The following is a 23,126-nucleotide window of genomic DNA, read 5'->3' on the forward strand; positions in this document are numbered from 1 at the left end:
AAAAAGGCTTGAGGGGCGATCGATCTTTAGTGTTAACAAGCAGATCGATCGCGCAATCCGGCTATCTCGCAATCCCGAACTCCGGCTCTTGTTGAAACAAGAGCCTCAAAGCGAAAGTCGTCGGTCGCCGACTGAAGAATTTACCAGTCCTCTTTGAGAGGACTTTCGCTATGAGGCGGGGAATTCATTCCCCGCCGGATTCTGGGAAAGCGCGTTATTCGATCGCCCTTAAATCCCCAAAACACCCGTGGTTCCGTACTTCCACGCAGTCTTTGCCAAACTCGACCAAAAAAACTGGAGAGTTTTGCATAAAACTACCGAGCTCACCCTGATAAATAAACAGAAAGAACAAAAAGGCTTGAGGGGCGATCGATCTTTGGAATGAGAATTAAATAACTTCCACAAGTTTGTGGGATGGGCGTCCCGCCCGTCCTTTTTGGATGGGCTCTTAGGCCCATCCCACTTTCAAGAGTGGAAGTTATTTAATTCTCATTCCTTAGCAAAAGGCAGTAGCTTCAACATTAATCAAAACCAACAAATTGTGGTAATCAAGTCCCCTTACGACGACGAGATTTCTACTTGAAATACTAAACTAAATCAAACCTACATTCCTTACGGTAGAGAAGGAATAATAGGACAACAACGTCAAGCAGTTGAAGATAGTAATGCTGGCAGCAATAGGGTTTTGCGTAGTGCGTCCAAAGCTTCTGAATACTATGATAATGCTTCTTGGGACTTGCTCGATGCTCTCGAAAACGGCACAGTTAAACTAGAGGCAATATCAGATGATAATTTACCAGAAATCATGCGAGGGATGACGCTAACAGAAAAGAGAGCATATGTTGCTGGAAAGAAAACCGAAAGAGAAGCGATTAAAAAGACCATCCGCGACTTATCTCAAAAGCGTACAGCATATATTGAACAACAGCGCCAATCTAGTACCAAGAGTAGTGAAAATACTCTCGATCGCGTAATGATTCAAAGTCTCCGCCAACAATTAGCCGCTAAAGGATTTAAGCTTAATTAAAAGAACGCAGACGACATTTCATCTGCGTTCATCTGTGTTTATCTGCTAATATCTGCGGTCAAAAAATCCCAATCTCCCAATTTAATATCATGGTCGATCGACCACGCTCAAAAGCCGGGGCGGGTTTACAGAATCTCTCGTTTCTATTGTAGATATTGGTGAACCCGCCCCTACAGGAATTATGGTCAATTCGCCTGACATGATATAACTACTTCGCCGCAGGTAAAGACAACTGAGGCGAAGTTTTAGGGTAGCTTCCATTCACGGGAATCGCATCCGGTTCCTGCGAAAGCAAAAACTCGCGAATAACCCTAGCAACTGCTCTTTGAGCTAAACCGCCGACTACTTTCTGCCCCATATTCTGCACTTCCGGTTTCACCAACAACTGCGGAAGTAGCTGCAATACTTTCGTCCCGTCAAAACCGGGAGTTGATTGCAAAATATCCCAAATCCGTTTGATGTGTTCTAGGTTTTTTTGTTCAGTTGGTGAAACCACAGGTTGATTTGCCTTGACTCCAAACCATTCGCCGACGACTGCTTTGGCGTTAGCAAAAGCGTTGCTGGAAAGTGTGTCGAGACTTTTGACTAATTCGAGGACAATACGATCGCGAATGAAATCTCCTCTTTCGGAAAATAAATATTCTAAAGCTTGGTTCAAGATTTTGCTGACATCGTAATCGTCGCTCTCGCGGGCATTGTTGAGCAAGTTTTCTAAGCGGTTCCAGCGGAATTCGCCTTGTTTGAACAGCAAATCTTGCAGGGATGCTCTCAATTCCGGTGCGGGGTCGCTCAACAGCCGTTTTGCAACGTAAGGATAGGCTTTGCTCAACACTTTGAATTCTGGATCGACATTAATGGCAATCCCTTCTAAGGTAACGAGCGATCGAATAATCAAAGCATAGTAAGCTGGAACCCGGAAAGGATATTCGTACATCACCGCCGAAAGTTCGTCAGTAATGCTTTTGAAATTGAGTTCGGCAACGCTAGCACCCAAAGCATTGTTAAATACGCCCGCCAAAGCCGGAATAATTGGCGTCAAATCGGTATCTGGCGTTAAAAACTCCAACTTGACATAATCTTTTGCTAAACCTTCAAAGTCGCGGTTCACCAAATGCACCACAGCTTCCAACAAGCCGTATCGCTGATAAGGTTTCACTTCGCTCATCATCCCGAAATCGAGATAAGCTAATTGACCGTCAGGAGTTGCCAAAAGATTGCCGGGATGGGGGTCAGCGTGAAAGAAACCGTGTTCTAGGAGTTGTCTGAGAGAGCATTGCACCCCCACTTCAATTAAGTAAGGAGCGTCGATTCCTTGAGCTTTAACGGCCTCTAAATTCGTAAGTTTGATGCCGGTGATCCACTCCATTGTTAAGACGCGGCGGCGGGTATATTCCCAGTAGATGCTGGGAACATAAATGTCTTTGATGTGGCCGTATAGTTGGGCAAACCGTTCGGCATTTTGACCTTCGTGGGTGTAGTCCATTTCTTCGTAAATGCGCTCGCCCAACTCGTCCATAATTGCTGCGAGGTCACTGCGAATTATTTTGAAGGTGTTTTGCGCCCAAACTGCAACGCGCCGCAGGATGTAAATATCTAAGCCGATGTTTTCGGCTAAACCCGGTCGCTGGACTTTGATTGCGACTGTTTCTCCGGTTTTGAGTTTGCCTTTGTAGACTTGTCCGAGAGATGCTGCTGCGATCGGATCGGGGCTGATTTCTGCGTAGATGTCTTTGGGGTGGGCGCCCAATTCTTCTTGGATAAATTGATATGCTACTTCGTTCGGAAATGCTGGCAATTGGTCTTGCAGCGTTGTTAGTTCTTCTAAATATACTGGCGGTACTAAGTCGGGGCGTGTTGAGAGTGCTTGTCCGATTTTGATGAAAGCTGGGCCGAGTTGACCCAGAATTTCTCGCAGTCGGACGGCGCGGCGCTTTTCGTTGGTGGCGGTACGACCTGTTTTCCCGTCGAACCATACACTGAAGGCAAAGCTAAAAAATGTCCAAACAACGCTCGACAGCCTTCCCCAGACTTGTAGAGGTCGATTTCGGTACAGGGCTGCGATCGCCACTGGATCGTACCGAACAGCATCTCCGGCCAACTCGAAAGCTATGTCTCTGGCTGATTTGAGCCGATCGTCCGTTACGACCTCTGTCTCTAATGATACTGGTACTGCTTGCAGGGGAATTGTGTTTGCATCTTGGAGATTGCTTAGTACAGCCTGAGTCCCTGAATTTACATTAGTTTGCGGGGAGGCTGGCGATACTGTCTTGACATTCATAAATCAGACCTAGTGTGAAGCATTGTAAATATATTGTAACAATTTAAGGAAGAACACCCTTCTTCCTTCTTATATATACTTACTCGCCGCTGGATCTTTGGAGTCGATCGCGAATGCCTGAGAGTTGCGATTGGCTGCTGACGGGCGATCGAGGTTGGGGCATTTCGGTATCGGGCCAGTTCGGTAAGTCGTTACAGGGACAGAACTCCGGGGGCATTCCGGTTTGTTGGAACACTACGGGCATAGCGCAGCGCGCGCAGGGACTGATTTCCCAAGCTGGTGTCAGCAGTTTGGCAATTGTTTCGTTTGTGCCGTCGAGGTAACAGTCTCCGCTGTCGCGGGAGATGATTTTTTGCCAGCAGTCTTCAAATTCCTGGCTGTAGCGATCGCCCGCATTTACCGATTTGGGCAGCAGCGCTTCGGAACCGTTGCGAATTAATACTTTTTTGCCTAACTGAAACCAGTAAGCAATATATTTTCTTACTTCACTATCTGATGCCATAACTTTTAGTCAACCCTTCAACTAATTGATTATTTTAGAGTTTTAATTTGAAATTAGCACTCTTTCTTAAGAGATATTTTAGCTTTTACATAATTTCAAAATTCGGCTATTCCTCATGTCAAATTGTTGGGCTTTACCCCTATAAATTAGGTTTTTTGACTAATTTATATGACTCTTGAGTTGTCAATCTAAGTTAAAATCATACCTGATTTTAACTTAAAATTGTCGTTCGGGAAACCGATATTTTTTCTCCCTTGTCGATCGATCCCCATAGTGTTAATTTTTCAAAGGCGGCAGCGGCGTACCCAAAGCGCTGAGATTCAAGGCGTAACCTCCGGTGGCGAGATAAACAGTATCGGCGATCGCCCCGATGTGGCGCACGAGAGTACCGAGACGATCGCGAAACAGCCGCCCCGCCGGATAAGCAGGCACAACACCCCATCCGGTTTCTTCCCCTACCAAAATTACATCAGCCGCCGCCGACTTCAAACAGGCGAGCAAATCTTGCTGCGTAGTAGCCCAAACAGCAGCTTCTTGTTCCAAAAAATTCGCCGTCCAAGTTCCCAGGGAATCAATCAACAAGCAATCCGACGGCTTGCTGGCCCGCACAACTGCCGATAATTCGATCGGCACTTCTAGAGTTGCCCAATCAACAGGACGGCGATTTCGGTGCTGTTCGAGGCGACGCAGCCACTCCAAATCCGTTTCATCAACCTGACCGGTAGCCACATAGATTACTTGTTTTCCCGAACCCGCCGCCAGAGTTTCGGCCCATTCACTTTTGCCGCTTCGGGCCGGCCCAGTTACTAAGATTAATTGTCTCGATCTGGTAGGTTCTGAGTTAGTCATTAGTCAGTCGATTTTAGATTTTAGATTTTAGATTTTAGATTTACTCCACAACAAATGATTTGGGGAGATTGAAGTTTGGTTAAAATTTTTGGGCTGCTCACGACTAATGTTGCGGGCTTGTCTCCCTTCTTTGGGCGGGGTCACATACAAAGGATTAAACATAATTCCCAATTGCCAATTCCCAATTAGCAATTACCAATTATGATTTAAACGGCCAACTACCAAATGCTTTTTAAGCGATAATAGCATTGATGAGACAAGATCAGAGTAAGTCGATCGAGAACCCCCGTATTTCCCAAGCTGTTATTTATGCCAGATCGTCCTCAGATATCAGCGATTATTTGCACCCACAATCGCGCCGCCTATTTAGGTGGGGCGATCGACAGCTTGCTGGTACAGGATTTTCCCGACAACTTTGAAGTAGTAGTAGTGGATAACGCTTCTAGCGATTATGCCAGCCCCGAAAGTTCGATTTCGCGCACCCGCGAGGTGGTAGAAGCAAGACAGGGTGATGGCCGCCTCAAGTACGTCTGGGAACCCGAAATCGGTCTGTCAGTAGCCCGGAACACCGGCGCTAAGCAAGCTCGCAGCGAAATATTAGCTTATCTCGACGACGACGCTATTGCTGAGCCGAATTGGCTTAGGGTGCTGCACAGCGCTTATCAAAGCAATCAAAAACTCGCCGTAGCTGGTGGCAAAGTCAATTTGCTCTGGCCTTCTGGAGTCAGCCCGCCCGAATGGCTGTCACCGGGATTAGCCCAGAACTTGGGAGCATACGATTTAGGCGACACTTGCCTGTACGTGACTGCTGCCGGTTTGACTCCCAGGGGTGTAAACTACTCAATCCGGCGCGCTTTTCTCGAACAAATTGGCGGCTTCGATGTCAAACTCGGTAGAGTCGGCAAAAAGTTGCTGTCAAATGAAGAGTTGCGGGCCACAGAATTAGCTTTAGAGTTAGGTTGGCAAGTAGTTTATCTACCGGAGGCCCTGGTGCTTCACCATGTCGCGACAGAAAGGCTCAACAAAGCTTGGTTTCTAGAGCGCGGGTGGTGGCAAGGCATCAGCGAGTGTTATCGCGAACAATTGTCCGATCGAGCCGGTATTGCTCAGCTTGGGCGGGGGGGTGAAAGAATCTTGAGGGGTGTCTGGAAGTCTTTTAAATATATTAGAGATCCAGGGCTGCGTTTTGAAAATTTCGTTTTTGCCTGGGGTCAAATCGGTTATTTGATCGCAGCCATCCGCGGCGTGATTTTTGCACCGAAATCGACCAGCAGGCATTAGGCTATAGGCAATATCCCTCGCTGCTCAAGTCGTCGGCCCTGCTGTGCCGATCGCACTTCATCCACAAAAAACTCGACCGCATTCAGGTTCAAGCACTCGATTATGACATCTAGTTCATCCAAGATTCCGGTTTCAGTTCTCATTCCGGCAAAAGACGAAGAACTTAATCTACCAGCGTGTCTGGCCAGCATTGCTAGGGCGGATGAAGTTTTCATGGTTGATTCCCAAAGCAGCGATCGCACGGTAGAAATTGCCATCAGCACCGGCGCAAAAGTAGTACAGTTTTACTTTGACAACCGCTGGCCGAAAAAGAAAAATTGGTCTTTGGACAATCTGCCTTTTCGCAACGAATGGGTATTAATTGTCGATTGCGACGAGCGCATTCCGCCGGAACTTTGGGACGAAATCGCGCAGGCGATCGAAGACCCCAATTTTGACGGCTACTACCTCAACCGCAAAGTCTTCTTTTTAGGTCAGTGGCTGCGTTACGGCGGCCGATATCCCGACTGGAATTTGCGTTTGTTCAAGCATCAAAAAGGCCGTTACGAAAATCTCGGCACTGAATCCGTTCCCAATACTGGGGACAACGAAGTTCACGAACACGTCATTTTAGCCGGTCAAGTCGGCTACTTAAAAACTGACATGATCCACGAGGATTACCGCGATTTATTTCACTGGATAGAACGGCACAACCGCTATTCTAATTGGGAAGCTCGCGTTTATTACAATATTATTGAAGGGCGCGACGACAGCGGCACTATTGGCGCTCACTTATTTGGAGATGCAGTGCAGCGGAAACGCTTTCTCAAAAAAGTTTGGGTGCGGCTGCCTTTTAAACCAATGCTCAGATTTATTTTATTTTACTTCATTCAGCTCGGCTTTTTAGATGGAAAAGCTGGCTATATTTATGCAAGGCTATTGAGTCAATATGAGTATCAAATTAATGCAAAGCTTTACGAGTTGCGTTGTTGTGGCGGTCAGTTGAATGTGGCAGAACCTGAGCCTACTCTGTCGCCACCAGTAGTTATCACTCAGGAGACAGAAGTGAAATTGCCTTAATATTTTGGAGGCATGGGGGAAGTGGGAATTAGGAATTGGTAGTTGGGAATTGGGAATTAGGAAAGCCAGCCCATACCGAGTGGCTTGAGACATTTTCATTTAATAAGTTCTTCGAGGGATGGAAAAAGCAATTTTTCTGCGCTCACTTTTTCGCAATCACAAGGCTGTTGACTTGCGGATATTGCTGATACTTTTCCTAGCAGCAATTGGATGCTTTCTATTAGCAATGGTAGGGTTAATAAAATAATTGATGCCGAGACCAGCAAGCTAATTAAGCCGTCAGCCCAATTCCAGTGCAGCCACGCCACGGCGATCGCCGCTAAAATTACTCCAACCGATGAAAATATGTCGGCGACTGCGTGCAGAAACGCGCTTTTGAGATTCAAGTCACCGTGACAGCAGGAATGCAAGCAACAAGCATTAATCGAGTTGATGCTTAAACCGACTATGGCGGTAATTAACATCGGGAGTCCTTCTACTTCGGGGGTTGGGGACTGCAAACGGGCGATCGACTCTGCTGCAATCCAAAGGGCGATCGCAACTAAACTGATACTATTAATTAAAGCAGCAATAATTTCTGGGCGGGCGGGCAGGATGCCCACCCCACAGGAAGACTCACTGTTCGCTTCACAGGCATCTTGCCTATTCTTAACAATAGTGCCGATGCCCACCCCACTAGAAGACTCACTGTTTGTGGAACAGGCATCTTGCCTGTTCTTAACAATAGTATCCGATCTCAATTCGATCGCACAATCTACGGATTTACTTTTGCGTTTGACTGATGAGTACCAAGTCGCTGTCAAAGTTATTGCTAAAGCTGCTACATCTGAAAAAACGTGACCCGCATCTGCTAATAGGGACAAACTATGAGAATTAAGTGCGGCGATTAACTCTGCTACAAAAAAGCTGCTAAGCAGTACCAATGCTGTTTGTAAAAGTCGCACTTTGCCAATTCTGGGATTTGTATTCTCGCATTGTGCGATATCCTTGGCGTTTTCCGAGTCAAAATTGTCCCTAACTAGAAATGTCATGCAGCAGTCCTTAAGGTTAAACTCGATTTAAAATTAAACATTAAATTAACTATCAATGACCGATTATATACCAAATCCGCACCAAGATCCGGAAAATTCGATCGCAAATTCCCCAAATTCTCAAATAAACGATCGTCCAATTAGCGACAATCACGCAAATACTTTGACAGGCGAATCTTTGGTTGATTTGCGGAAGTACGATCAATCAAAGTTCGATCGAGGAAAGCCTACTTGGCTAATTTTGCTTTGGTGGTTGGTGCAGGCGATCGCATTTCCTCTCACTCCACACCCTTTTAACGGCATCAGAAGCGGCTTGCTGCGGTTATTTGGAGCGAAAATAGGTCGGGGTGTGATCATTCGTCCCACGGCTCGTTTTACCTATCCTTGGAAAATTGCCATCGGCGATTACAGTTGGATCGGAGATGATGTTGTATTGTACAGTCTCGATCGAATTGCGATCGGCAAACACTGCGTCATTTCTCAAAAAAGCTACCTCTGCACTGGCACTCATGACCCTCAAGACCCAGCCTTTGGCTTAATCACAGCACCTGTGATCATTAATAACGGCGTTTGGATTGCCGCCGACTGCTTCATTGGCCCTGGTGTCGAAACCGGTGCTAACGCTTTAATCGGAGCTCGCAGTAGCGTATTTAAAAATATGCCAGCTAGCTTTGTTTGCACCGGAACACCTTGTCGTCCCCGCTATCGGCGAGAAATTAACCAAAGTTCCTAAGACACATTGCACCGGGAAACTAAGCAGCTTGACTAGCTTGTGGCCGAATTGGAATTTCAATGACGAATTCTATTCCCTTTCCTAATCCAGGCTGGCAGTATAATCTGCCCCCATGCTTTTCAACGATAATTTGGTAACTGATAGATAGCCCCAACCCAGTTCCTTTACCGATAGGTTTCGTGGTAAAAAAAGGGTCAAATAGTTTCGGCTTTAAACTTTCGCAAACTCCCCGACCGTTGTCACTAATATGAATAGCCACCCAATTCTCATCAATTACTTTTGTAGCAATTTGAATGCGGTTCTTGTGTTGTTTAACTTCTGCAAAGGAAGGCTGCTGATTCGATTCTTCTAAAGCATCAATGGCATTGGAAATAATATTCATGAACACTTGATTTAATTGTCCGGCATGGCATTCTACTGGTGGAAGCTGACCGTACTTTTTTATTAATTCAATCTCAGGATGCTCTGGTTTGGCTTTTAAACGATGATGCAGGATGGTGAGTGTACTATCAATTCCTTCATGAATATTTACAGATTTCACCTCTGCCTCATCTAGGCGAGAAAAGATTCGCATAGACTTAACAATCTCCTGGATGCGCTGCGTTCCTAAGTTGATTGAGTTAAGAACTTTGATAAAATCTTCCTCCACAAATTCCAGTTCTATTTCATCCATTGCTGCTTGAATCCGAGGGGTGGGATTTACATAATCTTCTTGATAGAGATGTATTATTTTTAGTAAGTTGTGAGCGTACTCTTGGGCATAACCCAGATTGCCAGAGATGAAATTTATAGGGTTGTTTATTTCATGAGCAATCCCAGCCGCCATTTGCCCTAAGCCGGACATCTTCTCGCTTTGAATTAACTTAAGTTGCAGTTGTTTTAAATCTTCATAGGCTTGGCTAACTTCTAAAATTTTTTGCTCCAATAATGTATTTTTTTCTTCTAATTTCTCAGTTAAAACATGAAGCTTTAAATGCAGCTTTACGCGAGCTAATACTTCCTCCTGTTGGAAAGGTTTGGTAATATAATCTACAGCCCCAAGCTTAAACCCCTCAACTTTATTAGCCGTATCCGAGAGCGCAGTCATAAATATAATGGGAATCTGTTTAGTTTCTGGATTAGCCTGTAATCGACGACAGGTTTCAAATCCATCAATCTCTGGCATCATTACATCTAGCAAGATTAGATCCGGTAGAGCATATTTGACTCGCTCTAGTGCCATCTTTCCAGATTTCGCAACCCGAACTTCAAATCCTTCTTGGCTTAAGGCATCAGATAAGACACCCAAGTTAGCTGAATTGTCATCAACTATAAGAATCGTACCATGTGCTTGAATTTCTGAATTCATAAACCTTACTTGTAGGACTGAATAAACGTTAAAATCTCTTCGTCTTGAAAGTCCTTTGCCATTTGATGCAATCTTTTAGCAAAGGGAATGTATAGGGGATCTATTTGTTCCAGTAATACCGCCTGCTTAACTATTTCTAGGAAATTTCCTTTCATAGCCAGCTCGTATAGCATTTCCATTTCTGTAGCAGGCGGGGCAATTAGCTCATCGGTGTCTGATGCGATCGCCTGTGGCTCTTCATTAGCTTCATAAACCCATTCTAAATCGAGATACTGTTGTAATTTTTGCAGGAGCTCTGTTGCCTGAATAGGTTTGGGAATAAAGGTGTTGCCTCCGGCTTCTAAACTTCTGTATTGATCGGTTTCAAATACGCTGGCAGAAGACACAATAATGATTATGTCTTTGAAATTTTCCGATTCTCGAACCCGCTTAATCACCTCGAAGCCATCTAGTTCTGGCATTAATAGGTCGGTAACAATTAAATCTGGCTGCACCTCTATAATTTTTTCCCAGCCTTCAAGCCCATCGTTCGCTTCAAACACCTCAAAGCCGATCGGACTGAGCAAATTGCTAATTACCGAACGGTTAGCCCATTTGTCATCAATAACCACAATCTTAGGTTGGCGGTGTTTGATGCCGATAATCTGCCCGCGATGGTCGATTTGAGATGTTTTCACCCATTCATCGGCTTGAGATAGATTGACATCAAACCAGAAAATACTTCCAACATTCATCTCACTTTGAACCTGAATGGTACTGCCCATTAGTTCTACAATCCTTTTGCTAATTGCCAGTCCCAATCCCGTACCTTCCGTCTGCCGCCTGCGATCTCCTACCTGCTCGAAGGGCTGAAAGATAGCTTGGAGTTGATCTTGTGCAATGCCGGTACCTGTATCGCGTATTTCAAAGCGAATTTTTTCTTCGGTGGCAAAACTGACTATAAAAGTAACAGTGCCCTCATCTGTAAATTTAATAGCGTTGCTTAAAAGATTAATTAACACTTGTCGCAAGCGTTTTTCATCCGCACGAATCCCGATCGGCAGTTCGGGGCTTGATGGAAAATGAAAGTGAATTCCCTTTAGTTCAGCTCGGATGCGACACATTTCTGCGACACCTTGCAGGAACGCCGGGAAATGAAAATCTGTGGGCATTAGTTCCACTTTCTGTGCTTCAATCTTCGACAAGTCGAGAATATCATTGATTAAGGTCAGTAAATGGGAACCGCACTGATAAATAACATCAATGCGCGATCGCTCTTCTTCATTCAAGACTTTGGAACGCTGAAGAATCTGCGCGTAGCCCATGATGCCATTAAGCGGAGTCCGCAATTCATGGCTCATGTTAGCAAGGAATTCACTTTTGGCCCGACTTGCGGCTTCTGCAGCTTCCCTGGCTTTTGCCTGTACGATTTCTGTTTGTTTGCGATCCTGGATATCGATGCAAGTGCCAACCCACTCCCGGATGCTGCCATCTTCATTCAGAATTGGCACCCCTCTAACTTGGAAATAACGATAGTTTCCATCCGTTCCGCGCATTCGATATTCCATCTCAAACAGGCTTCTCGTTTGCACTGCTTCCATCCACACCTGAACTGTTCGTTCCCGATCGTCCGGGTGGATTGTATCTAACCAGCCAAAACCAACCACCTCAGCTTCCGTTTGTCCGGTGTAAGCTCTCATACTCGGTGAATCCTGGCATCTTCCTTCAGGATCGGTTGTCCAGACAATTTGGGAGATGGCAAGGGTTAGCGATCGATAGCGTTCTTCGCTTTGTTTGATAGCATCTTCTGCTTGTTTGCGATCGCTAATGTCATTATTAATTTCGAGTTGGGCACAAGGCTTTCCTTCCCCATCGCGCTGTAATGTCCAGCGACTTGCTACAATAATCTGCCGACGATCGCTGGTGGTGTGCTGCACTTCTCCTTCCCAACTTCCCTGCTGGAAAAACTCTGCCCTTACGATTTCTAACGGTTTAGGAAAGGCTGTTTCCAAGCAGGTGTGAATGTACTCCCCGACTACTTGGGCTTTTGTCCAACCATAGAGCTTTTCTGCACCTTGGTTCCAGTATATGATGCGGTCATCCATATCCCGAATAATGATACCATCGCTGGCTAAGTCTAGTATTTCTAGGGTTTGACGGAGTGTTTGCTCGACTTTTTTGCGATCGCTAATATCTCGTGTTGTGGCGATGATGCCCAGGATATTACCCTTAGCATCCCGCCAAGGAGCTTTTGTAGTAAAAAAAGTCCCGGTGGTCTCACCATGAAAGACATCTTCCTCGTAACTCTCAGTGATTCCTGCTGCCATGAGTTGGCGATCTTTTGCCATAATTGCACGGGCCGTGTCAGGCGACAGTAATTCCAAATCATCTTTGCCGATGATTTCCTCAATTGGCTTGCCTATGAAGTTTGCCAAATTGGAGTTAAGGGCAACATGACGACCTTCCCGATCTTTAACGACAATGAAGTCTGGTGTACTTTCCAAAATTGACTTGAGCAGTGCATTACGATCGCGCAACTCTGCTTCCATTTGTTTGCGATCGTTAATGTTTCGTGCTATGGCGATCAGGCCGAGAATATTGCCCTGAGCGTCCCGCCAAGGGGCTTTTGTGGTTAAAAAAGAAGTATTCTCTTTACCATTGAAAACCTCTTCTTCGTAGGTTTCAGTAAGGCCTGCTTCCATGATCTGGCGGTCTTTTGCCATTATTGCAACGGCTGCAGCCGGAGGAAGGAGTTCCGAATCATCTTTACCGATAATTTCCTCAATGGATCTACCGTAAAAGGATTTTGCGACCTCGGAATTAAGGGCAACATATCGGCCTTCCCAGTCTTTAACAACAATTATGTCTGGCGTACTTTCCAAAATAGAGCTCAGCAAGACGTTGCGATCGCGCAAAGCTTCTTCAGCTTGTTTGCGATCGGTAATATCTGTATTAGCCCCAATCCATTCCCGAATTGAACCATCCGCATTCAGTAGTGGTATACCACGACAACTCATGTACCGATATTCGCCGTCATAGCGGCGCATACGTAATTCATCTTCATAGAGCGAGCGATTGGCCACGGCAGCCGACCATATACTAGCAACATGAGGGCGATCGTCTGGGTGGATCGTGTCTAGCCAGCCCCATCCCTTGTACTCATCAAATGTCAGTCCTGTAAATGCACCTAAAGTAGGTTGCTCGCTGGCTAATTCGCCCTCAGCATTACCGATCCAAATACTTTGAGCGGTAGCTTCGATCAAAGAACGAAATCTTTCTTCACTTTGTTTCAGGACATCTTCTGCGATTTTGCGATCGCGAATATCCCGCGTAATAGTGGCAATCCCTACCGGTTCATTAGTCTCTGGATGTCTAATCAAAAATAGGGTGTAATCTACCAGGATGGGTTGACCTGTCTGGAAATTTCTGAAGCGGAAATCACTCCGCCAACTTCCCTCTTGCATTATTACAGGCATAATAGACTGCTGTACAAAGTCCAAATCTTCTGCCATAAAGAAGTCGTTAATGTGTTTGGTTTTGGCTTCCTCCAAACTACTGAGTCCCACCAAATCCAGACCAGCCTGATTCACTAGCATCGGGCGACCATCCATTGAGGCAACGCCAATAAAGTCACGGCTGTTCTCGATCGTTGTAGCAAGCAATTGCCGTTCTTCCTCTGCTTTTTTGCGATCGCGAATATCCCGCACAATAGTGGAGATAAACTCGACTTCACCCGCTGCGGTTTTGTGAACGATCAAAACCTGGGAGACTGGAATTTCTTCCCCATCGCATGACAAAAACAGAGTTTCACCAGTCCACCGGCCCTCTCGTAAGGCGGTGGGAATTACTTCGTTGTGGAATTTTGCCGTTGCTGAGGGAGCTAACACAGAATCTATACTAAACGAAGCTCGTGCTTCCTCTGGGGACATCCCCAGCATTTCCTGTCCGGCTTTGTTGAGATAGACGCTATGCCCTGTCGTATCAGAAACTCCTACTAAGTCGGAAGTTGCTTCCAAAATGGCCGTCAGTCGTGCCTGCTTTTGTTCTGCCCGCTTGCGATCGGTAATTTCAATCACAAGGGCACCAACACCAAAAACCAGGTCATTTTCATCCCGCAAAGGATAGTAAGATGCTTGCCAGTAGCGCAGGATGCCCGGTTGTCTCGGAGTTTCACCCACTACTTCATAGTCGAGAATTGGCTGGCCCGTATCCAGAATTTCTTGCAAAATTGGTCCCAGATTCGCAGCCAATTCTGGCAGCACTTCACACAGCGACCTACCAATATGGTCTGCCACACAAATGCCATTGAGCTCTGCCATAGCTTCGTTAATTTGGACGTACCGGAGTTGGCGGTCTAAAATCATCAGTCCGGCATTCGCTGCAGCAAAAAAAGCCTCGAAGTGAGCCTGTCGCAATACCTCTGCTGTTGTGCTCTCTTGCTGTGGCGGTTGGGTTTTCTCTGGTGGGAATTTGCTCATGTTGGCTCGTGCATTTCAGCTTTTATTCTAGAACTTCTGTCCAATTGTGCGATCGCAAGGTTTTCGTTGCCTCCAATTTGGGTACTGAATAAAACGTTCAGTAGCGCGACTATTAGGCTTTCAATCTGCGAGATATGTATCCCTTGCGACACTATGTTTTTTAATTATTCGGATGTATCGCCAAGCATTTCTATTTCTCATCAATTCTATTGTTAATCAATCCTATCGGTAGAACATTGATGACAACTTAACCTAGGGAAGCATTTGTCAATCAGTAATTATGCTCAGCCTTTACTCAGGTTTTGCGTGGAGAACTTAGATTTGGGCGATCGAGCAATCATGTCTCGCGCCATATTTATGTCCACCTACCCTCAAATCGCCAATTTTCCACTCCTAAACAAGCAGTATTTTAAGTAAAATTACGGATTGACAAATGCGATTAAGTTATATTTCGTCCCCCATATTGGTATAATGCCAAGTATTCTTGAAACGTTATCAATTTTAGCTAGATCCGTTAAATTTTCACTTAGATAATACATAAAACGGACGCAACTGGCAGAGTAATAGCAATATCTCTCCCACCAGTTAAAGTCATTGTAATACTTGGATATTTGACTTGTCCACTTAAAGAGTCATTGAATAATCCCTGCTTAACTTGATAACGGGACTTCAAAAAAAAATAGTGGAGAGTATGATAAACTCGAATCGAGTTAAGGTTCACTAAAGTTACTAGAGCGCTTTAATAATAGATGAGTCGGCTCTCGGAACGCGAAAAAGTGGCACACTAACCGCAGGCCTGCGAAGACCAGGTATCCGAAAAATTGGCAATAGGGATAACTGCGTAGTATGAGGAACAACATCTCTATGTAACGACTTAAGTTTTTTTACCATAAAAATAGGTTAAAATTTATGATAACGAGTTCAGTATTTGATTTTTACATTGGGTACTGAGGACTTTATTTTTTACTCCTCTCCTTAAAAATGACCACACAAAAAACATTATTCCCGGAATTTAAATTGAATACAATACCAGAAGAAGTGTTGACACAGATATCGCAAATATTTACAGCTACCCTATTTAAAATAGGTGACAATCCAGTATCCCTGCAGTCACTGGTAGAACTAATAGTCTTGTTTATGGCTATCCTTGTCATAGCACGCTCTTTTACGAATTTCCTGAAGGAACGCTTGCTCGTCAGACTGGGAATTGACGAGGGAAACAGGGAAGCGATCGCAGTAATTATTGGGTATTTAATAGTAGCTTTGGGAGTAATAGTCGCCATCCAAAGCATCGGCTTCAACCTCGCTTCTTTTGCAGTAGTTGCGGGGGGATTGGGAGTCGGAATTGGCTTCGGAATCCAAGATTTAACAACTAATTTTGTCAGCGGCTTAACGCTGCTTTTAGACAGGCCGGTGAAAGTCGGAGACTTTGTGGAATTAGAAGGATTAATGGGAATAGTCCAAAAAATCTCGATTCGATCGACCATCATCCAAACTACTGAAGACTCTAGCGTCATTGTTCCCAACAGCAAAATGATTAGCAACAAAATTGTTAACTGGAGTTACGAAAATTCCCTACTCTGTCTGCGAGTTCCCGTAGAAGTAGCCGAGAATAGTAACCCCCTGTTAGTGACAGAAACTCTGTTAAATATTGCTTACGCAGAAGCTGGAGTATTGTACGAACCGAATCCGAAAGTATTGTTTGTCGAGTTTGGTGATGATAGTTTTAAATTTGAACTTTTAGTTTGGACGGACAAGCCGACTGAAAGAGAAATAATTAAAAGTTCTTTGAATTTTGCAATTGAATACAATTTCCGCCAGCATAAAATCGAATTTCCGTTCAATGACCGTGAAATTTATTTGCAAAATCCCGAAGTTCTGTTGTCCATGTTTAACAAAAAAGAAACTGCAATTGACCTCCCGAACAGTTACTCAGAAAATGAGGAAAAACCGCCTATTTTTGCAGAGAAACTGAAAAAGCCATCGTCGCTTAGCTGTTTGCTACGAGAGGTGGAATACTTTGAAAACCTGACTGACCTTGAATTGCGGCAATTGATTGAAGTTGGATACCGGAAACGGCTGCGATCGCAAGAATATTTGTTTCACGAAAACGACCCCGGAGATGCTTTTTACATGATTCTTTCAGGTTCAGTCGAAGTTTTTGTAGCAGCTATTGACAAACATCTGAATAACCTCGGTAGTGGTCAGTTTCTCGGTGAACTTTCTTTAATGTTGGGAATCCCCAGAACTGCTTCGGTAAGAGCTTTGGAAGAAACAATTTTGTTTGCCATCAATAAAGAAGGTTTCCAGAAAGTTTTAACTGAACGACCGGATTTATCTGAACAGATTATTAAAGAAATAGTCAAACACAAAGAAGAACTCAGCGAGAGACAGCAATTATTGCGAGAAATGGAATTGGTAGATGCAGCAGAAGAGGATGAAAATCCTGTAGAATGGGTGAGAAAACGGCTAAAAGATCTATTTACTGTTTGAAATAATTTCTTATGACGCGATTTATTCATGATCTCTTTGCCAAAGAATACCTGGAGGAATTGCTGTCGCCGATCGGAACGGTTAATATCGGCCGCGATGTGACTTCAGAAGTCCGAGAAATCGATGTTTATTTCACTCCCAGCACCGCCCTTCCCGAATACTCAGAAACCCTGGGATTGTTGGGAAAAATGGCAAACACCACTGCAATTTTTGAACCGTTTCGCAATCCGGCAAACGTCAGCGAAATTTGTAGCTGTCTGGGCAAGTTATTGGACGTGCGAGGTGAGTTGGAGCGAAAATTTAGGAGAGAAAATACTCGCTATGATGATACTCAGTTACCCAAACTGTGGATTTTGATGCCCACAGCATCGAAAGCATTGGTAGATAGCTTTAATGCGATACCAGACACAGAGAATTGGATGCAGGGAATCTATTTTTTGGGGGAATCTTTGCGGACTGCAATTGTGGCGATTCACCAGTTGCCAGAAACTCCAGACACGCTGTGGTTGAGGATTTTGGGCAAAGGGGGAGTGCAGCAAAGGGCTATTTCCCAATTAAGCGCTTTAGCTGCGGACGATCCGTTGCGGATTATCGCGCTAGAATTGCTGTATCGGTTACAGTCCAATTTAGTAACCGATGCGCCACAAGAATTAGAGCCAGAAGAGCGGGAGTTAATTATGGCCATTGCACCACTTTTTCAACAACAAATACAAGCAGCACAGCAACAAGCTAGAGAAGAAGGGCTAGAACAGGGGCTAGAACAAGGACTGGAACAAGGACTGGAACAAGGGCTAGAACGAGGACTAGAACAAGGGCTAGAACGAGGACTAGAACGAGGCAGACAAGAACAACAGCGCTTAATATTAGAAAATTTTCTGCGAGTTAGATTTGGAGAATTAAGTCCAAAAATGACAGTTTTTCTATCTCCAATATCCAAGTTGGCGGCGGCGGAATTTACAGTTTTGTTGCTGGCAATATCGATGCTGACCGTTGATGAATCGGGGCGGGAAGCAGCGGTTAAATTGTTAGCTGAAAGTGCGTTGCAAATGCGATCGCCTGAATTGGGCGATATTCTGCCTGCAGCCGTTACTAATTTATTGACATTGCCTGTAGCAGAATTGACATTGTTTGTAGAACAACTGCCACAGTTATCGGCGGAGGAATTGAGGGACAGGTTAGGAAAAACACCTGACTAAAACCTGCGATCGCAGCCATAAAGGGATCTCGCTCTTTATGGCATTTAAATGATTCTCGAATAAAAATCCTAGATTCTGTCGATCGCACTTAGGAATTGGACTCCGGCCCTAAAATCAAATGCAGCAGACCATCGATCAGTCGATCGCGCTCCATTGGGATAATCTCTTTACCGTGCATCATTTCCTGCATTAACTGAAAATATACCAAAGATCCGATAAAAATTCGCGCCGTTGCCTCCGGATCGGGCAATTTTAACTCTGGATGCGATGCCAAATATTCCGCTAGCCGCTCGATACCCGGTTTAGCTAAGTTTCTCACAAAAGTCTGCGCGAGCTGGGGAAAACGCCCTGACTCCGCAATCACTAACCTCACAAAATTGAGATATTCTGGTTCCTGGGTCGCCTGATCCAATATAGTTGTGGCAGCGAATCGCAGCGCTACGGCAGGTTCTTCATCCAGCACTGTAAAATGGACTTTTTTTCGCGCCAGTCGCTGTACCAAAGCCGCAAACAATCCCTCTTTATCTTGAAAATAGCTGTAAACCGTGGCTTTGGACACTCCCCCCGTCTTCGCTACCTTGTCCATACTCGTGCCCGCGTAGCCGTGGGCTAAAAATTCTTGCATCGCACCTTGCAGGATTTGCTCGGTTTTGTCACCTCCTGCTGCGTCTGGTTCGATCGGTTTTGTCCTTGCCATACCTTGCTTCTGTAATTTTTATTTGGGAGCTTGACATTATTATACTAAACGGTTTAGTATGAGAAGACATCGGAACTAAACCGTTTAGTCTTATTTTCTCACAAAGAGGTATGTCATGGTACACCAACCAACAGCGGACGGCTTATCCTCAAATCCATCCCTAGTTAAACAACTCCTAGTTGTGGCCGCAGTAGCAACCCTGGGGGCAGCGGGAACCACAGGCTACACGATCTGGCGATCGCGCATACCCGATCCGAACGCAGTAGCCGCAGCAGCAGCCGTCACAGCATCCCAATTAACAACAGTTACAGCCTTGGGACGACTCGAACCCAGAGGAGAAGTAATTAAAGTCTCCGCCTCCGGTACGGCGGAAGGAAACCGGATCGATCGACTTTTGGTCAAAGAGGGAGACAGGGTGAAAACAGGCCAAGCGATCGCAATTTTGGATAGTCGCGATCGCCTGCAAGCCGCCCTCGACCAAGCTCAAGAACAAGTGCGCGTCGCCGAAGCAAACCTAGCAAAAGTCAAAGCTGGAGCCAAAAACGGCGAAATTCAAGCCCAGAAAGCGACTATTAGCCGTTTATCCGCCGATCGCAGCAACGAGATCGCAGCGCAACAGGCGATCGTCAGCCGCCTAGAAGTCGATCGCAGCACCGAAATCGCAGCGCAACAAGCCACAATTGCCCGCATCAGGGCCGAACAGCAAGGGGAAATTCAAACCCAAAAAGCCGCAATTGCCCGTCTACAAGCCGAACTCCGCAACGCCCAAAGCGAGGATCAGCGCTACTCCCAACTGTATAAACAGGGAGCAATTTCCGCCTCAACTAGCGACAGCAAAAGCCTCGCCGCCGAAACAACTCAACAGCAACTCAACGAAGGAAAGGCAAAACTAAATCAAATTCAGGAATCCCGCCAACAGCAAATTAACGAAGCCCAAGCCAAATTAAATCAAATTCAACAATCTCGCCAACAGCAAATTAACGAAGCGCAAGCCAAACTCAGCCAAGTTGAGCAATCTCGACAACAGCAGATTAATGAAGCCGTGGCAAATCTCGATCGCATCGCCGAAGTGCGTCCCGTTGACATAGCAGCCGCCGCCGCCGAAGTCAGTGCCGCCGCTTCAGCCGCCAAACAAGCCAAAGCCAATCTGGATCTAGCTTACATCCGTGCTCCCAGAGACGCCCAAGTCCTGAAAATTCATACGCATCCGGGGGAAAAAGTGGGAAACGACGGCATTGTCGAACTCGGACAAACTCGCGAGATGCTGGCTGTTGCGGAAATCTACGAAAGCGATGTGGACAAAGTACGCCTCGGACAAACCGCCAAAATTACTAGCGATGCTTTGACAGGCGAATTGCGGGGAACAGTCGAACATATTGGTTTGCAAGTGCAGCGACAAAACATTGTTAACACCGATCCTTCGGCGAATATTGATAGTCGAATTGTGGAAGTAAAAGTGCGTTTAGATGAAGCTTCCAGCCAGAAAGTAGCGGGATTAACCAATTTGCAAGTCAAAGTGGCGATCGGGGAAATTAAGGATTAAGAATTTTTTAACCACAGAGAGCGCTGAGGACACAGAGGAAGAGAATAGAGAGATGAATCATTCTGACTTAATTATTAAAGATTAAGAATTGTTCCAACATCAGGTTGCTGTCTTTAATCCAAAATCCAAAATCTAAAATCTAAAATCCTATGATTGGACTAATCAAACCCTTAGAACAATTAAGACGCAGAACTTCCCTCGGATGGCTGCAACTGAGTCACGACAAAGGGCGAATGCTCGTTGCAGTAGCAGGAATTGCCTTTGCTGACGTTTTGATGTTCATGCAGTTAGGCTTTCAAAATGCGCTTTACACCAGCAATACGCGGCTGCATCAAAGCTTGGAAACAGACTTAGTTTTGATTCACCCCCAAGCGCGAAATTTGATTAATTTGTCTTCCTTCCCCAGGCGCCGATTGTATCAAGCAATGAACGTACCGGGTGTCAAATCAGCCGAACCGCTTTACGTGAAAATTGCTAACTGGAAAAATCCCGAAACTCGGCGCGAAACGTCGCTGATGGTGGTGGGTTTCAATCCGAATCGCCCCGCCTTTGCGCTTCCCGAAGTTAACCAAAATTTGAACGCGATTAAATTGCCGGATACCGTGTTGTTCGATCGAGCTTCTAGGGGAGATTACCAAGGAACGATCGCGCAACTCGATCAAGGAAAGTCTGTTAAAGCTGAGGTCGAGCGGCGCACGATTAACGTCAGCGGTTTATTCACAGTTGGAGCATCTTTTGCCGCCGACGGTATTTTGATGACTAGCGATCAAAATTACCTGCGCCTGTTTGCGAGACAAAACGCCGCGAGTGTTAATGCCGGATTAATTCAACTGGAACCGGGTGCTGACCCCGTGGAAGTTCAACAAGTTTTGAAAGCATACTTACCGCCGGATGTCAAGGTATTAACAAAGCAAGAATTTATCGATTTTGAGAAAAATTACTGGGCTAAGAATACTGCGATCGGCTTTGTGTTTAATTTAGGCGTCGCGATGGGTTTTGTAGTAGGAGTAATTATTGTTTATCAAGTTCTCTCAACCGATGTCAGCGACCACATGGGAGAATACGCTACTTTCAAAGCGATGGGCTACCGCAATGTTTATTTACTGGGCATCGTTTTTGAACAAGCTCTAATTCTTTCTGTCCTCGGTTTTTTGCCAGGAGTAGGAGTTTCTTTCGGACTTTATTCTTTAACTCGCAAAGCTACAAACTTACCCCTTTATATGACGCTGCTTAGAGCAGTTATAGTATTACTTTTGAACGTGATAATGTGTACTATTTCGGGAGCAATTGCTACTCGCAAGCTGCAAGCAGCAGATCCGGCAGATATGTTTTGAGGGAAAATGAAGAATATCATGTCCTCACGATTAACCATAATATTCCGGTCGGGGCGGGTTTTTGAGATGGTCAATTATTGGCCGGTATTGTTGGTGAACCCGCCCCTACAAAAATCGAGGTCGCTCGACCGGACATGATATAAGTGAGTCTGAAGGACACTAAATCCGGGTTATAAAACACTTTATCATACTCGGTGATTGAAACCTTTCCTACACAAATGAAGTCCGCCTCCGCCGACTAAAAAATAAAGGGGTATTAAAGCTAAATTTGGTAGAAATTCCTGAGTACCAACATATTTTTTGTCAACTTATTTTCTTCTTTTTACTCGGCTATTTAGGCGATGTAAGCGATGAATCATTCAATCTCAAACCTCAAACCAAGAAGTTATGAATTCTACTACTCTCGACCCGACAACCAACGCCTTACAGATTCCTGCACCTATAATTTCCGCGCACCAACTAGACCACTACTTCGGTCAAGGTCAACTGCGAAAACAGGTACTTTTTGACATTAATCTCGACATTAATGCAGGTGAAATTGTGCTGATGACGGGGCCTTCTGGTTCGGGAAAAACTACGCTTTTAACTTTGATTGGCGGGCTGAGATCCGGTCAATCGGGAAGTCTCAAAATTATCGGTCAAGAAATGTGCAAAGCGAGCGCAGACCAATTGGTGAAGGCGCGGCGCAAAATAGGCTACATTTTTCAGGCGCACAACTTACACCGCAGTTTGACGGCGCTGCAAAACGTGCAAATGGGTTTGGAAGTTCACGGCAATTTATCGCGTTCTCAAATGCGCGATCGCTCTGCAAAAATGCTAGAGTTAGTAGGACTGGAACAGCGGATTAACTATTATCCAGATGATTTGTCTGGAGGACAGAAACAAAGAGTTGCGATCGCCCGCGCTTTGGTCAGTCAACCGCAAATTGTTTTAGCTGACGAACCAACAGCCGCCCTGGACAGCAAATCCGGTCGCGAAGTGGTGAATTTGATGCAGCAACTAGCCAAAGAACAGGGCTGTACTATTTTGTTAGTAACCCACGATAACCGAATTTTGGATATTGCCGATCGCATCCTTCACATGGAAGATGGAAAATTAGCCTAATTTTTAAATTTCCGAAGAATAGACATCCTATCTAATCCGTTGACATCGGAATTATTATCTCTCTCTTCTCTTTCTCTGTGTCCTCTGTGCCCTCTGTGGTTTAATCATTTCGATACAACCGGAATAGACATCACCCATAACTACCCCATTTTCAATTTTGGATGTCAAAATTTAATCCAAAATTCCCAAACTCG

At 45.2% G+C, this 23,126-nt stretch carries 17 protein-coding genes; 9 read left to right on the top strand and 8 right to left on the bottom strand.

Going from position 1 to position 23,126, the window contains the following annotated elements; all coding sequences use genetic code 11:
* Positions 1-685: 685 nt before the first annotated feature.
* Positions 686-1,027: a hypothetical protein gene (locus tag QT987_RS06130; protein WP_333238213.1), complete on the top strand. Its 342-nt coding sequence runs from the start codon at positions 686-688 to the stop codon at positions 1,025-1,027.
* 208 nt (positions 1,028-1,235) lie between these two features.
* Here QT987_RS06130 and QT987_RS06135 read toward each other — a convergent pair whose 3' ends face one another.
* The 3 genes from QT987_RS06135 to cobU form a co-directional block, all read right to left on the bottom strand.
* Positions 1,236-3,305 carry an AarF/ABC1/UbiB kinase family protein gene (locus QT987_RS06135; RefSeq protein WP_333238215.1) on the bottom strand — a complete coding sequence of 690 codons (2,070 nt, stop codon included), beginning with the start codon at positions 3,303-3,305 and terminating at the stop codon, positions 1,236-1,238.
* 79 nt (positions 3,306-3,384) lie between these two features.
* A complete protein-coding gene (locus tag QT987_RS06140; RefSeq protein WP_333238217.1) occupies positions 3,385-3,807 on the bottom strand; it encodes a hypothetical protein in 423 nt (140 codons plus the stop codon).
* Between the two features lie 276 nt (positions 3,808-4,083).
* Positions 4,084-4,656, bottom strand: a complete 573-nt coding sequence (gene cobU, locus QT987_RS06145) for a bifunctional adenosylcobinamide kinase/adenosylcobinamide-phosphate guanylyltransferase (RefSeq protein ID WP_333238219.1) — start codon at positions 4,654-4,656, stop codon at positions 4,084-4,086.
* 309 nt (positions 4,657-4,965) lie between these two features.
* On the opposite strand from cobU, the gene QT987_RS06150 reads away from it, so the two are divergent.
* On the top strand, positions 4,966-5,937 hold the full coding sequence (locus QT987_RS06150) for a glycosyltransferase family 2 protein (RefSeq protein WP_333238221.1): 972 nt from the start codon (positions 4,966-4,968) through the stop codon (positions 5,935-5,937).
* Here the strand turns inward: QT987_RS06150 and QT987_RS06155 are convergent.
* Positions 5,934-6,152 carry a hypothetical protein gene (locus QT987_RS06155; protein WP_333055490.1) on the bottom strand — a complete coding sequence of 73 codons (219 nt, stop codon included), beginning with the start codon at positions 6,150-6,152 and terminating at the stop codon, positions 5,934-5,936. The two genes, QT987_RS06150 and QT987_RS06155, sit on opposite strands and share 4 nt — an antisense overlap.
* On the opposite strand from QT987_RS06155, the gene QT987_RS06160 reads away from it, so the two are divergent.
* On the top strand, positions 6,079-6,996 hold the full coding sequence (locus tag QT987_RS06160; protein ID WP_333238330.1) for a glycosyltransferase family 2 protein: 918 nt from the start codon (positions 6,079-6,081) through the stop codon (positions 6,994-6,996). The genes QT987_RS06155 and QT987_RS06160 overlap by 74 nt on opposite strands.
* A gap of 95 nt (positions 6,997-7,091) precedes the next feature.
* Here QT987_RS06160 and QT987_RS06165 read toward each other — a convergent pair whose 3' ends face one another.
* Positions 7,092-8,027: a cation diffusion facilitator family transporter gene (locus tag QT987_RS06165; RefSeq protein WP_333238223.1), complete on the bottom strand. Its 936-nt coding sequence runs from the start codon at positions 8,025-8,027 to the stop codon at positions 7,092-7,094.
* Positions 8,028-8,082: 55 nt separating this feature from the next.
* Between QT987_RS06165 and hpsU the strand changes: the two genes are divergently transcribed.
* Positions 8,083-8,760, top strand: coding sequence for a hormogonium polysaccharide biosynthesis acetyltransferase HpsU (gene hpsU, locus QT987_RS06170; protein ID WP_333238225.1), 678 nt, complete (start codon positions 8,083-8,085; stop codon positions 8,758-8,760).
* Positions 8,761-8,779: 19 nt separating this feature from the next.
* On the opposite strand, the gene QT987_RS06175 is transcribed toward hpsU, so the two are convergent.
* Positions 8,780-10,108 carry a response regulator gene (locus QT987_RS06175; protein ID WP_333238227.1) on the bottom strand — a complete coding sequence of 443 codons (1,329 nt, stop codon included), beginning with the start codon at positions 10,106-10,108 and terminating at the stop codon, positions 8,780-8,782.
* A gap of 5 nt (positions 10,109-10,113) precedes the next feature.
* Positions 10,114-14,565: a PAS domain S-box protein gene (locus QT987_RS06180; RefSeq protein ID WP_333238229.1), complete on the bottom strand. Its 4,452-nt coding sequence runs from the start codon at positions 14,563-14,565 to the stop codon at positions 10,114-10,116.
* 981 nt (positions 14,566-15,546) lie between these two features.
* Between QT987_RS06180 and QT987_RS06185 the strand changes: the two genes are divergently transcribed.
* Together QT987_RS06185 and QT987_RS06190 are read left to right on the top strand one after the other, a co-directional pair.
* The gene (locus QT987_RS06185; protein ID WP_333238231.1) at positions 15,547-17,058 is read left to right on the top strand and encodes a mechanosensitive ion channel domain-containing protein; all 1,512 of its coding nucleotides are present in this window, start codon (positions 15,547-15,549) and stop codon (positions 17,056-17,058) included.
* A gap of 11 nt (positions 17,059-17,069) precedes the next feature.
* Positions 17,070-18,254, top strand: coding sequence for a flagellar assembly protein H (locus QT987_RS06190; RefSeq protein ID WP_333238234.1), 1,185 nt, complete (start codon positions 17,070-17,072; stop codon positions 18,252-18,254).
* Between the two features lie 88 nt (positions 18,255-18,342).
* Here the strand turns inward: QT987_RS06190 and QT987_RS06195 are convergent, their stop codons facing one another.
* The gene (locus tag QT987_RS06195; protein WP_333238236.1) at positions 18,343-18,951 is read right to left on the bottom strand and encodes a TetR/AcrR family transcriptional regulator; all 609 of its coding nucleotides are present in this window, start codon (positions 18,949-18,951) and stop codon (positions 18,343-18,345) included.
* 115 nt (positions 18,952-19,066) lie between these two features.
* On the opposite strand from QT987_RS06195, the gene QT987_RS06200 reads away from it, so the two are divergent.
* The 3 genes from QT987_RS06200 to QT987_RS06210 all read left to right on the top strand — a co-directional run bounded on the left by QT987_RS06200 (position 19,067) and on the right by QT987_RS06210 (position 22,932).
* On the top strand, positions 19,067-20,494 hold the full coding sequence (locus QT987_RS06200) for an HlyD family efflux transporter periplasmic adaptor subunit (RefSeq protein WP_333238238.1): 1,428 nt from the start codon (positions 19,067-19,069) through the stop codon (positions 20,492-20,494).
* Positions 20,495-20,643: 149 nt separating this feature from the next.
* Complete coding sequence (devC, locus tag QT987_RS06205) at positions 20,644-21,828, top strand: ABC transporter permease DevC (protein WP_333238240.1); 1,185 nt, start codon at positions 20,644-20,646, stop codon at positions 21,826-21,828.
* 387 nt (positions 21,829-22,215) lie between these two features.
* Complete coding sequence (locus QT987_RS06210) at positions 22,216-22,932, top strand: DevA family ABC transporter ATP-binding protein (protein WP_333238242.1); 717 nt, start codon at positions 22,216-22,218, stop codon at positions 22,930-22,932.
* The last annotated feature ends 194 nt before the right edge of the window (positions 22,933-23,126 follow it).

This window comes from Microcoleus sp. SVA1B4 (assembly GCF_036700545.1).
Taxonomy (GTDB): Bacteria; Cyanobacteriota; Cyanobacteriia; order Cyanobacteriales; family Microcoleaceae; genus Microcoleus.

Excerpts from the sequence above, each read along its gene's own strand:
- QT987_RS06135 (WP_333238215.1), bottom strand. The coding sequence starts at position 3,305 with ATGAATGTCAAGACAGTATCGCCAGCCTCCCCGCAAACTAATGTAAAT.
- hpsU (WP_333238225.1), top strand. The coding sequence starts at position 8,083 with ATGACCGATTATATACCAAATCCGCACCAAGATCCGGAAAATTCGATC.
- QT987_RS06200 (WP_333238238.1), top strand. The coding sequence starts at position 19,067 with ATGGTACACCAACCAACAGCGGACGGCTTATCCTCAAATCCATCCCTA.
- cobU (WP_333238219.1), bottom strand. The coding sequence starts at position 4,656 with ATGACTAACTCAGAACCTACCAGATCGAGACAATTAATCTTAGTAACT.
- QT987_RS06140 (WP_333238217.1), bottom strand. The coding sequence starts at position 3,807 with ATGGCATCAGATAGTGAAGTAAGAAAATATATTGCTTACTGGTTTCAG.
- QT987_RS06155 (WP_333055490.1), bottom strand. The coding sequence starts at position 6,152 with ATGAAAACTTCATCCGCCCTAGCAATGCTGGCCAGACACGCTGGTAGA.
- QT987_RS06150 (WP_333238221.1), top strand. The coding sequence starts at position 4,966 with ATGCCAGATCGTCCTCAGATATCAGCGATTATTTGCACCCACAATCGC.
- QT987_RS06180 (WP_333238229.1), bottom strand. The coding sequence starts at position 14,565 with ATGAGCAAATTCCCACCAGAGAAAACCCAACCGCCACAGCAAGAGAGC.
- QT987_RS06175 (WP_333238227.1), bottom strand. The coding sequence starts at position 10,108 with ATGAATTCAGAAATTCAAGCACATGGTACGATTCTTATAGTTGATGAC.
- QT987_RS06165 (WP_333238223.1), bottom strand. The coding sequence starts at position 8,027 with ATGACATTTCTAGTTAGGGACAATTTTGACTCGGAAAACGCCAAGGAT.
- QT987_RS06210 (WP_333238242.1), top strand. The coding sequence starts at position 22,216 with ATGAATTCTACTACTCTCGACCCGACAACCAACGCCTTACAGATTCCT.
- QT987_RS06185 (WP_333238231.1), top strand. The coding sequence starts at position 15,547 with ATGACCACACAAAAAACATTATTCCCGGAATTTAAATTGAATACAATA.
- devC (WP_333238240.1), top strand. The coding sequence starts at position 20,644 with ATGATTGGACTAATCAAACCCTTAGAACAATTAAGACGCAGAACTTCC.
- QT987_RS06190 (WP_333238234.1), top strand. The coding sequence starts at position 17,070 with ATGACGCGATTTATTCATGATCTCTTTGCCAAAGAATACCTGGAGGAA.
- QT987_RS06195 (WP_333238236.1), bottom strand. The coding sequence starts at position 18,951 with ATGGCAAGGACAAAACCGATCGAACCAGACGCAGCAGGAGGTGACAAA.